Annotated in this window: 12 protein-coding genes and 1 pseudogene; 4 read left to right on the plus strand and 9 right to left on the minus strand. The window is 66.3% G+C overall.

Features of this window, described 5'->3' with window-relative positions; translation table 11 throughout:
* Window positions 1-21 precede the first annotated feature (21 nt).
* Entirely contained in the window at window positions 22-564 is a 543-nt protein-coding gene (locus tag AL755_RS02335) for a DapH/DapD/GlmU-related protein (RefSeq protein ID WP_054009543.1), read from the plus strand.
* 38 nt (window positions 565-602) lie between these two features.
* On the opposite strand, the gene AL755_RS02340 is transcribed toward AL755_RS02335, so the two are convergent.
* From AL755_RS02340 to AL755_RS02380, 9 genes and pseudogenes are all read right to left on the minus strand, one after another.
* A complete protein-coding gene (locus AL755_RS02340; protein WP_054009544.1) occupies window positions 603-2,639 on the minus strand; it encodes a YhgE/Pip domain-containing protein in 2,037 nt (678 codons plus the stop codon).
* The gene (locus AL755_RS23580) at window positions 2,636-3,664 is read right to left on the minus strand and encodes an ABC transporter ATP-binding protein (protein WP_192841599.1); all 1,029 of its coding nucleotides are present in this window, start codon (window positions 3,662-3,664) and stop codon (window positions 2,636-2,638) included. Before AL755_RS23580 ends, AL755_RS02340 begins: the two co-directional genes overlap by 4 nt.
* Before the next feature lie 264 nt (window positions 3,665-3,928).
* Entirely contained in the window at window positions 3,929-4,615 is a 687-nt protein-coding gene (locus AL755_RS02350) for an N-acetylmannosamine-6-phosphate 2-epimerase (protein WP_054009545.1), read from the minus strand.
* A 79-nt stretch (window positions 4,616-4,694) separates the two neighbouring features.
* On the minus strand, window positions 4,695-5,624 hold the full coding sequence (locus AL755_RS02355; RefSeq protein ID WP_054009546.1) for an ROK family protein: 930 nt from the start codon (window positions 5,622-5,624) through the stop codon (window positions 4,695-4,697).
* Between the two features lie 138 nt (window positions 5,625-5,762).
* Window positions 5,763-6,692, minus strand: a complete 930-nt coding sequence (locus tag AL755_RS02360; RefSeq protein ID WP_054009547.1) for a dihydrodipicolinate synthase family protein — start codon at window positions 6,690-6,692, stop codon at window positions 5,763-5,765.
* A 106-nt stretch (window positions 6,693-6,798) separates the two neighbouring features.
* Entirely contained in the window at window positions 6,799-7,593 is a 795-nt protein-coding gene (locus AL755_RS02365; protein WP_054009548.1) for an ATP-binding cassette domain-containing protein, read from the minus strand.
* Window positions 7,590-9,626 carry a dipeptide/oligopeptide/nickel ABC transporter permease/ATP-binding protein gene (locus tag AL755_RS02370; RefSeq protein WP_054009549.1) on the minus strand — a complete coding sequence of 679 codons (2,037 nt, stop codon included), beginning with the start codon at window positions 9,624-9,626 and terminating at the stop codon, window positions 7,590-7,592. The genes AL755_RS02365 and AL755_RS02370 overlap by 4 nt, the downstream gene beginning before the upstream one ends.
* Before the next feature lie 3 nt (window positions 9,627-9,629).
* Window positions 9,630-10,535, minus strand: a complete 906-nt coding sequence (locus AL755_RS02375) for an ABC transporter permease (RefSeq protein ID WP_054009753.1) — start codon at window positions 10,533-10,535, stop codon at window positions 9,630-9,632.
* Between the two features lie 172 nt (window positions 10,536-10,707).
* A pseudogene (locus AL755_RS02380) lies at window positions 10,708-12,332 on the minus strand (ABC transporter substrate-binding protein).
* Between the two features lie 399 nt (window positions 12,333-12,731).
* On the opposite strand from AL755_RS02380, the gene AL755_RS02385 reads away from it, so the two are divergent.
* The 3 genes from AL755_RS02385 (at window position 12,732) to AL755_RS02395 (ending at window position 15,061) form a co-directional block, all read left to right on the plus strand.
* Entirely contained in the window at window positions 12,732-13,463 is a 732-nt protein-coding gene (locus AL755_RS02385; protein ID WP_054009550.1) for a FadR/GntR family transcriptional regulator, read from the plus strand.
* A 111-nt stretch (window positions 13,464-13,574) separates the two neighbouring features.
* A complete protein-coding gene (locus AL755_RS02390; RefSeq protein WP_054009551.1) occupies window positions 13,575-14,312 on the plus strand; it encodes an alpha/beta fold hydrolase in 738 nt (245 codons plus the stop codon).
* Window positions 14,309-15,061, plus strand: a complete 753-nt coding sequence (locus tag AL755_RS02395; RefSeq protein ID WP_054009552.1) for an alpha/beta hydrolase — start codon at window positions 14,309-14,311, stop codon at window positions 15,059-15,061. The genes AL755_RS02390 and AL755_RS02395 overlap by 4 nt, the downstream gene beginning before the upstream one ends.

Genomic DNA, 15,061 nt, shown 5'->3' on the forward strand with positions numbered 1-15,061 from the left:
AGCAGGCGAAAGGATTGTGGAATGCGCAATGACCGGCTCATGCCGATTCACGGCCCCGAATTCAAGGCCATGGCCGGGCGGGTCCTGCAGGTCACGGCACTCACCTCCCGCCTGAATGCGCTGCCTTTTGAGGACGACGCCGGCAAGGCCGCGCTGCTCGAGCGGATCCTGGGCCGGGCGCTTCCGGAGCGGGTGACGATCTACCCGCCCTTCTACACCGACCACGGGCTCAAGCTGGAGCTGGCCGAGCGCGTCTTCATCAACCAGGGCTGCACGTTCCTGGACTATGCCGGAATCCGGCTCGGCGAAGGCGTCATGATCGGACCGAAGGCCACCTTCATCACGAGCGGCCACCCCGTGGACCCGGCCGAGCGCAGGCTCTACCTCACCGGCGCACCCATCGACGTGGCCGAGAACGTGTGGATCGGCGCCGGGGCAACCATCCTGCCCGGCGTCAGCATAGGCCGGGACGCCGTGATCGCCGCCGGCGCCATCGTGGCCGACGACGTGCCCGCGGCGAGCCTGGTGACAGGCACCAAAGCCGCCGTCCGGCGTCGTTGGTGACGGCCGGACGGCAACGCCCGCACCCGGCGCTGGTGTGACTAGACCTCGATCTCCGGCATGAGCGTCTTGAGCGTCCACGTCTTGCTCTTGAAGGACGCCAGCCAGGCCAGGCCCAGGCCCAGCAGCGTATAGCCGGCCAGGCCCAACACGATGGGCAACAACGGGGTCAGGTCCGCCCCGTAGATCAGGTGCCGCATGCCGTCCACCACATGCCCCATGGGCATGATCTGGTGCACAAGGTGCAGGGGCTGCGGTGTGGTTTGCCAGGGGAACGTGCCGCCTGAGGACACCAGCTGCAACACCAGCAGGAGCAGCACCACGAACTTCCCCGGCGTACCCAGCAGGGCCACAATGCCCTGGATCAAGGCGGTGAAGGCCAGTGAGGCGAGCGCCAGCAGCCCCAGGGTAAGCCACGGATGGCTGGGGGACAGCCCCAGGCCAAAGACCACGACGCTGTACAGCAGCGCTGCCTGCACCACGGACACCGTGGCGAACGGCAGCCAGCCGCCCACCGCGATCTTCCATGACGGGGCGTTGGAGGCCAGTGCGCGCTTGGTCAGGGGCCGCATGGCCTGGACCAGCATGAACGCCCCGATCCACAGCGCCAGGACCAGGAAGAACGGAGCAAGGCCCGAACCGTAGTTGGCGGCCTTGGCCTGGGAGATCGAGTTGACCTCGATCGGGTTGGCGATGACGCCGGCCGCGTTGGCCTGGTCCTTGCTGGAGGGATTCGGCACCGCCCCGGCGCCCTTGTCCAGCTGGGTGGCGAGCTCCTTGGCGCCCGAGGCCAGCTTCGTGGAGCCGGTCTTCAACTCGGTGGCCCCGGAATTGACCTTCTTGGCGCCCGCGGCCAGCTGGTTGGCACCCTCAAGGGTGCTGTTCTCCCCGTCCGCGAGGGTCGTGGCGCCGGAGGAGAGCTGCGCGGCGCCGGAGTGGGCCTGGCCAATCGCCGAGGCCAGGGCCGGCGTTGCCGCCGACAACTTGGCGGCGCCGTCGGCCACGGCCCGGGAGCCGTCGGCCAGCTTTTGGATGTCCGCGGCATCGGTGGCGAGTTTGTCCTTCACCGCCGTCACGGCCGGACTGGTCGTGGCGGAGGCCAGCGAGGTGCGAATTTGTGTGGCCTGCGCCGCCGTAATGGTGCCACCGGAGACCAGCTGGTCCAGTTTGCCGTTGATCGCGGCCGTTGCGGCAGTGTCGAGCTCATCCGCGGTACCGATGGCACCCTGGACTTTCGTATTCAGCGCGGCGTTGCCGGCGGCCACAGCGGCGGCCCCGGACGAAAGCGTGGCGGTATCCGCCGGCAGCTTGGCCGTCTGGGTCTGCAGTTGGTCCAGGCCCGAATTAAGGGCGGCAGCTCCCGAGGACAACTGCTCCGCCCCGGCCGCGAGTTGCACCTGCCCGGCCGCCAGCGCATCCGCGCCCCGACTCAACTCGGCCGTACCGGATTGCAGGGTCCCCACCCCCGTATTGAGCGTGGCTGCGCCGTTGGAAAGTTGCGTGGCGCCGGCAACGGCCTGCACCAGCTGCGCATGGATGGTCCCATACCCGGAGAGCAGCGCATTGGCCGTCTGTTCACCGACCTGTTGCGCCACCGATGCGTGCACGGAGGTGGTGAGCTTGTCCACGATGGACGTCAGCAGGTAGTTGTTCGCGTCGTTGGTGGTCACGCTCATGATGGCCTGCGTGGCCGCGTCAAAGTTTTCGGGGGAGGCCAGGTTCGCGGAGAAATCCTTGGGAATCATCAGCGCAAAGGCGTAGTCGCCGGAGTCGACGCCGGCGTTCGCCGCAGCCGGGCTGGACACCTCCTGCCAATTGAACATCTTGGCGTCAATCAGGTTCCGGGCCACCTGCTCGCCCACCTTGAGGTCCTTGCCGTCCTTCGTCACGGTGCCCTCATCCTGCATGACGATGGCGGCCTTGAGCTGGTTCAGGTGGGCGTAGGGATCCCAGTTTGCATACAGGTAGACGGCGCCGTAGAGGAGCGGCACCATCACGAGGGCCACGATGGTCAGCTTGGGCAGGATGCCGCCGGTCATGCGCTTGAGCTCGGACAACGCCAAACGGAAGACGGTCATCGGGATTCCTCCGGGATTTCGGTTGGTTCTAAGGTTTCGGTGTCGTCGTCGCCCGTGCTTGGGTCCGTGTTTTGGACCTCTGCCCTGAGGGACTCGGCCCGGGTATGCGGGGGCCGGGACGGGATGGGCGGCTGGACAAGGTGTTCGGCCGCGGGTTCGCCTGCGGGAGTCTCGACAGGCTCGACGACGGCGGTCTCGGCGGCCACTGGGGTCTCGACAGGCTCGACCGACGGGGTCTCGACAAGCTCGACCGACGGGGTCTCGACAAGCTCGACCGACGGGGTCTCGACAAGCTCGACCGACGGGGTCTCGACAAGCTCGACCAACGGAGTCGGGGCCTCGGCAGGCTCGACCACCGGGGTCTCGACAGGCTCGACCAACGGAGTCGGAGCGACCACTTGGTGCACGGCATTGCCGGCAATGATGGCCGGACCGTCCCAGTCGTCGGGGAGGCGCCCCACCACGCCAACCACCACCAACGGCCGGGCCGTGTCGGCGGCGGCCTGCACCAGCAGCGGCAGCCAGGCACCGACGTCGGCCGTGTGCCTGTCGGGGGAGTCCACCACCATCAGGGTTGCCGCCGGGTTGGAGAGGGCAAGTTCGATCTGCAGGTGCAGCAGCCGGGCCGGCTCCAGCTCCTCGACCCATTTCGTCACGATGTCGCGGAAGCCGTGCTTCACCAGCCATGCCGTGGGGCGGGTCCGGTCGCGGAACTTCGATGGCACCAGGGCCAGATCCTCGGCCGCCAGGGAGCGCACCGTCAAGTGGTTTTCCGGTTCGTTGACATCGGGGGAGTCCACGATGACGCTGTGCTTGCGCAGGCCGGAGAGGGTCTTGTCGTGGCCCAGCGCCACGGCGCCCGAGGACGGCTTCATCCGCCCCGTCAACGCGAGGGAGAGCGCCGTGCGCCGTTCCTGGCCGTCGGCCTGGATCAGCAGCACCGCCCCGGGCTGAGCTTCAAGGGTGGTGGCGGGCAGCAGGGTGTGGCGGCGCCCGGCGATGTGCAATTTGTTGGCGGTGAGCAAGTGGGCGCTCCTTCAGCGAGGGGTTAGCTGTACCAAATTACCAGTACTGACCGGTCAGTACAATTGATCGTGTCCCGACTCACTTGCCACCCTCCCACAAAGGCGTGCGCCCGCGCCTCAATCGCGAGCCAATTGTTACCGTTCCTGCCGGCTTCCAGGTTTGCACCGGCGAGGGTCCGGCGACCACGCAAAAAGGTGGCCCCCGAGTCACGGGAGCCACCTTTTGTGAACTATCAAGGGACGCGGGCGCGCCCGCGGGGTGCCTTAGGCCGTCAGCGCGTCCTTGAACCAGCCGGTGATCGTGGCCGGGTGGGTGATGGCGGTGCCGACCACCACGGCGAAAGCGCCGGCGTCGAGGGCCTGGCGGGCCTGTGCGGGGGAGTGGATGCGGCCCTCGGCGATGAGCGGCTTGCCCAAGTCTGCGGCGGCGATCTGGGCAATGAGCTCCAGATCGGGACCGTCGGTCTTGGGGCGTTCGCCCGAGTAGCCGGCCAGGGTGGTGCCAATCAGGTCGGCGCCTGCCTCGGCGGCCGCCACGGCGTCCTCGAAGGATCCGCAATCGGCCATGACCAGGGCGTTGGAGCCGCTGTGGATGCCGGCAATGGTCTCGGCCAGGGTCAGGCCGTCCGGGCGGGGGCGGCGCGTGCCGTCAATGGCCACGATATGCGCGCCGGCGCTGGCGCAGGAGAGCGCGTGGCGCAGCGTGGGCGTGATGAAGACGCCGTCGTGGCCGTCCTTCCACAAGCCGATCACGGGCACCTCCACGGCGGCGCGGGTGAACTGGATGTCGGCAATGCCCTGCACGCGGATCGCGGCAGCCCCGCCAATAACGGCCGACGCCGCCACCTGGGCCGTGGTGCGGGGGTCGCGCATGGGCTCGCCCGGGTAGGCCTGGGCGGAAACCACAAGCGCACCGGCGAGGGAATCGAGATCTGTCAGTTTCAGCGTCACGGGGACTCCTAAAAGAGGGTTGAACTATTGCTATTTACGACAGGAAAATTAGTGACAGGACTGTCTAGGAGAGGGCTGTTTAGGAAAGGACCAGGGAGGCGGCGCCCACCATGGCGGCGGTGTTGCCCAGGGATGCACGCACCACGGACACGCCGGCCAGGGGCGCCAGGAGTTCGGCGCGCAGGGCCGCCTCCATGGGAGTCCACCATAGTTCGCCGGCGTCGGCCAGTCCTCCGGAAACAACCACGACGGCGGGATCCAGGATGTTGACCAGGCCGCCAACAGCCTGGCCGGCGGCACTGGCGGCGATGTAAATGACCGAGCGGGCCAGTTCGTCGCCCAGCCGGGCGGCGTCGAACACGGCGCGGGTATCCGGCAGGGAGGTGCTGCCGCCGTTGCGCACGTAGGCGGCGTGGATGGCGGGGCCGGAGGCGATGGCCTCGACGTGCCCGCTGTGGCCGCAGGAACACGGCAGCGGAATGGTGCGGTCCACGGCGTAGGGGGAGGCGAAGTGGCCCACATGGCCGCCCACGAAGTGGTGGCCCAGCAGCGGCTTGCCGTCGACCACGAAGCTGCCGCCCACACCGGTGCCAAACGCGACCATGAGCGAGGTTCCGTTGCCCGCACCGGCGCCAAGCCAGGCCTCGCCCATGGCGTGGGCATGGACGTCATTGACGACGGCGGCCGGCAGTCCCAGCCGCGCGGCCAGTCCCGCGGTGATGTGTGTACCGGTCCAGCCGAGGATCGCATCCGTGGCCGAGATGACGGTGCCTTCGGCGGCATTTATGACGCCGGCCGAGCCGATGCCTACCGCATCCACCACGGCACCCTGGGCGGCGACACGCTCCACGAGGGAGCGCACCAGCGCGGCCGTGGCGTCCAGGATGGCCTCGCCGCCGTCGCGGTTCAAGGTGGGGACCTGGTCGGTGAGCAGCACCGAACCGTCCTCGCCGATGACACCGGCCGCCGTCTTGGTCCCGCCAAGGTCAACGCCAACTACATACCGCATGAAGAATCCTTTGAAGTTCAAATCAAGCAAAAACAAGTGCTCCCCAACCGGGCGCGTGGGCCAGCGATTTGGGCCCACGCGCCCGAGGGGCCCCAACCGAATTCGCGCCAGCGGATTCGGTTGGGGAGGGCGTGGGGACTAGATCAGGCCCGTGCGCGCAAGGATGACCTTGATGGCTGCGGTCTCGTCCTCGTCCAACGCGAGCATGGGGGTGCTCATGACGTTGGTCTTGATGATGCCCATGAGCATCAGGGCGGTCTTGAAGGCGCCCAGGCCCGCGGCGTTGCCGGAAACGCGGCCGGCCTTGGGGGTGTAGACGATGTTGAAGACGTCGGTGATGCGGTCCTGCTCGGCTGCGGCACCGGCCCAGTCGCCGGCGACCGAGAGGTCGTACAGGCGGCGGTAGGCGGCCGGGTCAACGTTGCCCAGGCCCGGCACGACACCCTGTGCGCCACCGAGGAGGGCGCCGTCAACAACCACTTCGTGGCCGGTGAAGATGTCGAAGTTCGGGATGTCCTTGGCGCCGATGAGCAGCTGGCGGAAGGAGACGTCGTCGCCCGAGGAGTCCTTCACGCCGGCCAGGACGCCTTCGCGGCCCAGTTCCAGCAGCAGGTCGGTGGGCAGCTTGAAGTGCGTGCGCACTGGAACGTCGTAGGCGAAGACGGGGACGTCCACGGATGCAGCGATGGCGCGGAAGTGGCGGCCGTTTTCCTCGGCGTTGCTGATGGCGTAGTACTGGCTGGTGGCCACGATGCCGTCGGCGCCCAGGGCGGTCAGGCGGGCGGCTTCCTCGATCACGCGGTTGGTGGTCTGCTCAACGGCACCCACCAGCAGCGGAACCTGTCCGGCGTTGACGCCGGCAATGGTGGTCAGCACGGTGTCGCGCTCGTCGTTGGTCAGGTGGGTGACCTCACCGGAGGAGCCGTTGACGAACAGGCCGGTCACGCCGCCTTCGATCAGGTGGCGGGTGACGTTCTCAAGGGAGGGGACGTCGATGGCGCCGTCGGCCGTGCGGGGGGTGACGACGGGCGGGATGACGCCCTGGAAACGGGAAGCGACAGTAGTCACGGTATAACTCCAGAATATTGTGGTGATTGGTGAGAAAACGAGGGGCCATGCGCCCTAGGGCCCCACTTTGGTGCGGAGCACCAAAGTGGGAGGGAGGACACGGGGATTAGATGTGAAGCAGGGACGGCGCGGCGCCGAGCAGCTTCTTGGTGTAGTCGTTGGTCGGATTGTCGAAGATCTGCTCCGCGGAGCCTTGCTCGACGATCTGTCCGTAGTACATGACGCAAATGCGGTCGGAGACGTAGCGGACGGTCTGGATGTCATGGCTGATGAACACCATGCCCAGGTTCAGTTCCTTCTTCAGGTCCGAGAGCAGGTTGAGCACCTGGGCGCGGACGGAAACGTCCAGCGCGGAGGTGGGCTCATCCGCCACGATGATGTCCGGGTCCAGGGCCAGGGCGCGGGCGATGGCCACGCGCTGGCGCTGTCCACCGGAAACCTGCGACGGCGTGACCTCGGCTGCCGACTGCGGCAAGCCAACCAGCGACAGCAGCTCCGCGACCTTGGCCAGGCGGGATGCGCCGTTGCCGATGCCGTGGACTGCCAGCGGATCAACCAGGATGTCCTGGATGGTCATGCGCGGGTTCAACGCCGTGGACGGGTCCTGGAAGACGACCGAGACCGAGCGGCCAAATTCCTTGCGCATCGCTGCGTTGCGCTTGATGGCCGGCTTGCCGTGGAAGAGCACCTGGCCGGAGGTGGGCGTCTGCAGGCCCACCAGGACCGAGGCCAGCGTGGACTTGCCACAGCCGGACTCGCCCACGATGCCGACGGTTTCGCCGCGGCTGATGGAGAAGTCCACGCCGTTGACGGCCTTGACGTAGTTCGGCTTGAACAGGCCGCCGGAACGGGTCCGGTGGTGGACGTGGAGGTCCTTGAGTTCAATGACGGGAATGCTCATCGTGCACCTTCCTGGTCTGCGCCGGCGCCGGCAAGGGCGTCCTCGCGCTGGTGGCTGGCCCAGAAGTGGTCGGTCTCTACGCCGTCACGGGTGAGCGGCACGAAGGCGAGCTTCTGGGCCGGGTCGGCGTCCTGGCGCTGCGAGCGGCCGGCGAACCGGTCGCCGTCGGCGAATTCGCGCGGCGACGGAACCGTGCCGGGAATCTGGTGCAGGCGGACGGCGTCGGACTCGATCGAGAGGACGGCGCCGAGCAGGCCACGGGTGTATTCGTGGGTGGGGTGCGCCAGCAGCTCCGAAGCCTGCGCGGACTCGACGACCTGGCCGGCGTACATGACCGTGATCTTGTGGGCCAGGGAGGCCACCAGGGCCAGGTCGTGGCTGACGAAGACCATGGCGAAGCCGAGCTGTTCGCGCAGTTCGTTGAGCAGGTCCACGACCTGCTTCTGGACCGTGACGTCGAGGGCCGTGGTGGGCTCGTCGGCCACCACGATCTTCGGCGAGCGGGACAGTGCCATGGCGATCAGCACGCGCTGGCGCTGGCCGCCGGAAAGCTCGTGCGGGTAGCTCTTGAGCGTGCGGACAGGATCCAGCTTCACCATTTCCAGCAGTTCCGCGGGGGTCTTGCGGCCGTTGCGGCGGGTCAGCTGCAACATCTGGTCCTTGATCAGCATGGACGGGTTGAGCGAGCTCAGCGCGTCCTGGTAGACCATGGCGATCTGTTCGCCGCGCAGGCCGACGTAGGCCTTCGCGTCGCTGTGCTTGGTGGCCGGGTCCAGCAGTTCCTTGCCGTCGAACTTGATGGAACCGGTGACGACGGCGGTCTTGGGCAGCAGGCCCATGATGGCTAGGGAGGTGATGGACTTGCCACAACCGGACTCGCCCACCAGGCCCATGGTCTCGCCTTCGCGGACCGTGAAGGAGACGTTGTCCACGATCCGGGTCTCGCCGAAGCGGGCCGGGAAGCGGATGGAGAGGTTGGTGACCTCCAGCACCACGCGGGCGTCGGCGTTGACCTGCGGGAGGCGGTCGGAGCGGGTTTGCTCAACTGCCTGCAGGAGGAGCAGTTCCTTGTTCAGGGCCGCGAACGGGTCCTCGATGGCTGCCCGGGCGGCGGCGTCGGCCTTGGCGAGCTCCAGCGCGGCGGCGGCGGAACCGTCGTCGTCCTTCACAGCCGGGGCCTTGCGCAGCTTCGGGTTCACCATGGCGTCGGTGAGGCCCTCGGCCAGGATGTTCAGCGCCAACACGGTCAGCAGGATCACGATACCGGCGAAGGTGGTGGCCCACCAGCCGCCCGAGAGCACCAGGTTGCGGCCGTAGGAGATGACGTTGCCCCAGCTGGGGTTCGGGTCCTGGATGCCGGCGCCCAGGAAGGACAGCGACGCCTCGAGGATGATGGCGTCGGCAACCATGACGGTGGCGAACACCAGTACGGGGGCCGCGGTGTTCCGGACGATGTGCTTGAGCATGATGTACAGGCGGCCGGCGCCGATGACGCGTTCGGCACGGACGTAGTCCTCGCCGTACTGGGCCAGGACGTTGGCGCGGACCACGCGGGCAATCTGCGGCGTGTAGATGATGGCGATGGCGACGATGATCGTGGGGATCGAGTTGCCGAACGCGGTCAGCAGCACGGCGGCCAGGGCGATGCCCGGGAATGCCATGAGGATGTCCATGACGCGCATGATGATCTCGTTGACGGCCTTCGACGACGTCGCGGCGAGCGAGCCGAGCGTGGCGCCGATAATGATGGCCAGTGCCACCGAACCGAGGCCGATCATCAGCGATGCCTGGGCGCCGTAGAGCAGGCGGGACAGGACGTCACGGCCGATCCTGTCGGTGCCGAACCAGTGGGCGGCGCTCGGGGCCTGGGCCGGATCGCCGGTGGCCAGGGGATCGAACGGGGAGATCACGGGTGCCAGGATGGCGACGACGATGATGAACAGCAGGAAGATGAGGGCCAGCTTGGAGCCCAGTGTCAGGGCCTTGAAACGCAGGCCGGGCGCGCTTAGCCGTTCGGCAAGTTTGCTTCGCATGACTTAGACCGTCCTGATTCGGGGGTTGATGAGCAGGTAAAGAAGGTCGACCAGGATGTTCACGATCACGAACGTCACGGCGATCACGAGGACCACGCCCTGGACCAGGTTCGTGTCCGAGTTGGTGATGCCGTTGAGGATCTGCTGACCCATGCCCGGCAGGGAGAAGATCATTTCAATCACGACGGCGCCGCCGAGCAGGTAGCCGATGCGCAGGCCCAGCACGGTCACCGGGGTGACAAGGGCGTTGCGCAGGACGTTGCGGGAGACGACGGTGAAGTACGGGACGCCGTTGCCGATGGCGGTGCGGACGTAGTCGCGGTCCAGTTCCTCCACCATCGAGGTGCGGACCACGCGGATCAGCGAGGCGGAGACGGGGACTGCCAGGGCCAGGGCCGGCAGCGTCATGGAGCTGAGCCAGCCGGAGAAGCCTTGGGAGGGATCGGCCAGGCCGCCGGAGGGGAACAGCGAGTTCTCACCCAGGGCGAACCACTGGATCAACAGGATGCCCAACCAGAAGGAGGGGGTCGCGATGGCTGCGATGGAGAAGACGCGGATCAGCTGGTCAACCCAGGTGTCGCGGTACAGGGCCGCAAGGACACCGAAGACAAGTGAAATGACAACCGCGATGATCACGCCAACAAACGTCAGCTGCAAGGTCACGGGGAACGCGCTGGCAATGACATCGACGATGGGCTTGGCCGGCGGGAGCGTTGAACCAAGGTTGCCCGTGATGAGCTTGCCCAGGTAGCTGAAGTATTGAATGAAGAGGGGATCGTTGAGGCCGTTGACCTGGCGGTATTGTTCCAGTGCCTCGGGGGAGGCGCCTTCACCAAGCGCGGCAACGGCACGGTCGCCAGGGGCGAACTGCAACACCACGAAGACGAGCAGGGTGACACCCAGGATCATCAACGGAAGTGCTGCGAGCCGGCGTCCCAGCAGTCGCAAAAAGTTTGCCAATGTACTAACTCCGGTTCTATTTGCGGCACTGTGTGCTGCGTCATAGGAAAGATGGTGTGACACGGGAGGGGCCATGGCCGAAAGGCCACAGCCCCTCGCGGTCTGTGAAACGTGGTTGGACCTAGGAGGTCCGGCCTACCCCAATGAAGGCAACGCCCGTGGTGGGCAGCGGTGCGAAGCCCTTGAGCTTCGAGCTGTCCCACGCGGTGGGCAGCTTGCGGTGGAAGATCGGGTACAGCGGAACGGCATCGGAAATGATGTCGATGATTTCCTTGTACAGGGCCTTCGCATCGGCGTCGGAAGCAGAGACGGCAGCGTTGAGCTTGGTCTGGACTTCCTTGTACTCTGCGGTGTTGGACCAGGCAAAGCGGTTCTTGGCCCAGGTGTCGCCGCGGTAGAACCAGCTGAGCAGGATGTCGGCGTCGTTACCGAACACGGACGGATCGCCGGGGGCGGCGACGACGTCGTAGTTCAGGCCGCCAACCTTGTCGGGGGCGTAGACGGCGGCGGAAGCCAGCGGCTCCAGCGTGGTGGAAACACCAATGGCGTCCCAGTTCTTCTTGATCAGCGGGATGACGTCCTTGACCCAGGCGGTGTCGGTGCTGGTCAGGGTCAGCTTCAGGTTGGTCACGCCGGCGGAGGCCAGCAGGGACTTGGCCTTGGCCGCGTCGAAGCCGTAAACCGTAGCGGCTTCCTGGTAGTTCGGGCTGCCGGGCTGGAAGTAGGAGGACGCCGCGGAGCCGTTGCCCAGGAGGGCCGTCTTGATGATGGATTCCTTGTCCAGGGCGTAGTGCAGTGCCTGGCGGACTTCCTTCTTGTCGAACGGTGCGCGGGACAGGTTGAACATGAGGAACATCAGGCCGAAGGACTGTACGGACTGAACGTCCACCTTGGACTTGAGTGCGTCAACGTCCAGGTAGGGGACGTCCTCGATGGCCTGGACGCGGCCGGACTGCATGGCCGTGACGCGGGCGCTGGCGTCGGAGAGCAGGAACCAGGTCATGCCCTTGGCCAGTGCCGGCTTCGGGCCGTTGTAGGCGTCGAAACGCTCGAAGACGATCTTGTCGTCCTTCGCTGCGGAGACGAACTTGTACGGGCCGGAGCCGACGGGGTTGGCGTCGAAAGCCGACTGATCCTTCTCGGCGACGGCCTTCGGGACAACCTTGACCACGGAGATGCGGGGGCGAAGCTGGCGAACGGGGTGTTGAGCTTGAACTCAACAGTCTTGGCGTCAACCTTCTTCACGGAGTCGATGAAGAAGATGAACTGTGCGAACAGGGCCTTGTTGGCCGGGTCCATGACGCGCTCGAACGAGTAGACGACGTCGTCGGTCGTGACGGGGGAGCCGTTGTGGAACGTTGCGCCGTCGCGGATGGTGACCTGGTAGGTCTTGTCGTCGATCTTCTTGGGGTCGGAAGCGGCGAGTGCGTTGTAGGGCTCGCGGGTTGCCGGGTGGAGTTCAACCAGGCCTTCGAAGATGTGCAGGTTTGCGGCCAGCGGCGTGGCGCCCGAGGAGGACATCGGGTCAAAACCGGTGGACAGTGAGTACGAGATGCCGGCCTCAATGGTCAGGTCTTTGTTGACCGTACCGTTATTGGCAGCGCCGCTCGTGCTCGTCTTGGACGAGCCGCCGCAAGCGGCGAGGGTGGCGGTAAACGCCGTTGCGGTTCCCAGGACGCCTGCGGCCTTAAGGAACTGACGGCGCGAAGCCTTGTTCAGAGGCAGGTTCTGAAGAGAGTTGCTCATTCTGTTGACTCACCATTTCGTATGTTAGTTATCGGATGTAGGACGTCCGATGCTTATGAGGAAACTGTAATAGCGGTCACAGCGATTGGTCAAGTGCCCTTGCGATGTTGTTTTGGCGGCTATTTGCCCGGCGTTGGCCAAATGGTTGCCTGGTGGTCAGGAGCACGGCGCTGTGATCGAATGTCTGGTGGGGTGGTTGATGGGTTTCGCGCCCGACATGAAGTGCTGCGCGGATTCGCCGGCGCGCGGAAGGTCTCAAGGATGCGCATCGAGGATTCTCTTGCCATTATGTAGGCAAGTGGTGGGACATCCGATATTCTATGTTCTAGATCACGTTTGGCAAAGAGTGCCGATCGGATGATTGACTTGCATCACTTGTACCGATATTTAGGAGTTCCGTTGCCCACCTCCACACTAGTTCCGAAGGCGCGCTTCAGCGCGCATGTGCGTTTGCGCGCACTGCAGGCCGACATTATGGAACTCATTTTGGACCGGGACCTCGACGCCGGAGACCCCATGCCCACGGAGAACGAACTCTCCGAGGTGCTCGGTGTCGGGCGCAACACGCTGCGCGAGTCCCTGAAGGTGCTCCAGGCGCTGGGCGTCATTGAGATCCGTCATGGTTTTGGCATGTTCGTGGCCCCCAGCAACTTCGACGCCCTGGCCGACGGGCTGACGTTCCGCGGCCGGCTGTCCCTGCGCCACGAGGGCCTTGAGGCACTCCAGCTCGTCGACATCCGCCAGGCCCTGGAATCCGGCCTGATCGGGGCCTCGATCGCCCAGGTCAGCGACGATCACCTGGCGCGCATCGATGCCGCCGTGGCCAAGATGGAGGAGCTCGCCGCACAGGGCGAGGCCTTCACCGAGGCCGACGCCGAATTCCACCGGCTGCTCTTTGAGCCCCTTGGCAACGACCTGCTCATGAACCTGATGAGCGTCTTTTGGAAGGTCTACCGCAAGATCCACCTGGAAATCGGGACCGGCGGCGCCGACCTTGTCGACACGGCCGCCCAGCACCGCGCCATTTACGACGCCGTCGCCGCCAAGGATGCCCCCCTGGCCTCCGAACTCCTCAACCGCCACTTTGACGGGATCCGGGCCAAGATCCAGCAGTTCGTGGACGCCGAGTAGGCACTTTCGCCGGGGCCCGCGCCCGCGAGGGGCCCCGCCCGGGGTACGAGGGCGGGGACTGTTTCGGGCCGCCTTTACGGCGAAGGCCCGCACCTCGGACATACTGTGGAGATGACGGTACGCAAGGTGGTGGCGGGTGGCCACGTGGTGGTCACCACGGACAGTGATGGGGTTGCGGGGCGGACATTCCTGCTGGTCCACGGGATCGGCATGGGCATTTCCTACTTTGCCCAGCTCAGCGACGCCCTCCAGGCCCACGGCCGGGTCGTGGCAATCGACCTGCCCGGCTTTGGCGACGCGCCCGAACCGGAGCAGGCATTGACCATGGCGGAACTGGGTGCGGTGCTCGTTGACTTTGTGGCCGTGGAGGGGTTGGGCCGGCCCGTCCTGGTGGGACATTCCATGGGCACCCAGGTGGTGGCCGAGGCCGCCGCGCAACGCCCGGAATTGTTTCCCGAAGTGGTCCTGGTGGCGCCCACCGTCAACCGGCACGAACGCAGCATCCGCCGGCAGGCCTGGCGCATGGCCCAGGACTTGTTTGGCGAGAGCCCCCGGGTATGGGCCATCGGCATGCAAAACTACGCGAAGACCGGGCCCCGCTGGTTCATCAAGAAGCTGCACAGCATGATGGACCACCCCATCGAGGAAACCCTGCCGCTGATCCAGGCCCACACCCTGGTGATCCGCGGCAACCGGGACCCCATCTGCCCGCAGGGCTGGGTGGCGGAGGTTACGGCGCTGATCCCGGATGCCCGCATGGTGGAGGTTGCCGGGCGCGGGCACGAAACCATGGTCAAGGACGGTGAGTGCGTGGCGGACTACATCGTGGCGCATGTGGAGCACCGGTGAGGACTGCCGTACGGGCCTGGTGGTGGCTTCTGGACTACCTGTACGCACTTCGGCGGCAGCTGGCGTCCGCGTTCCGGCCGCGCGTTCCGGCCGCCTACTCCGCAGGGGATCCCGCGTTGCCGGCCATTGTGCTGCTTCCCGGCGTCTATGAAGGATGGCTGTTCCTCGAGCCCGCGGCCAAGCGCCTCAACAAGCTGGGATTCCGGGTGTTCGCCGTGCCGGAGTTGGGTGCCAACAGCAGCACGGTCCCGGCCTCCGCGGCGATAGTGTCGAAGGCGTTGTCCGGTTTGCGGGTCAGCCACGGGGTGGAGCGGTGCATCTTGCTGGCGCACAGCAAGGGCGGGCTGATTGGCAAGGCCCTGATGCTCGACGCCGGTATCCGGGAAGAAGTTGATGCCCCGGGAGATGCCGGCGTGCAGGTCCAGGTCCAGGTCCTGGGCCTGGTGGCGGTGGCCACCCCATTCGCCGGATCGCGCTACGCCCGCTACCTGCCGTCGCGGTCCTTGCGGTCGTTTTCCCCCAGGGATGCCGTGTTGGTGTCGTTGCAGGCGCAAACGGCCGTCAACGCCCAGGTGGTCTCGATCTATCCGGAGTTTGATCCGCACATTCCCGGCGGCAGCGCCCTGCCGGGTGCGGTGAACGTGGAGCTGCCGGTCTCCGGGCACTTCCGCACCCTGGCCGATCCCACTGTGCTGGCCGCCGTCGAGCTCGCCGTGGTGAGGCTCTCCGGCGGCGACGATCGAGCATAA

It is taken from the genome of Arthrobacter sp. ERGS1:01, from assembly GCF_001281315.1.
Taxonomy (GTDB): Bacteria; Actinomycetota; Actinomycetes; order Actinomycetales; family Micrococcaceae; genus Specibacter.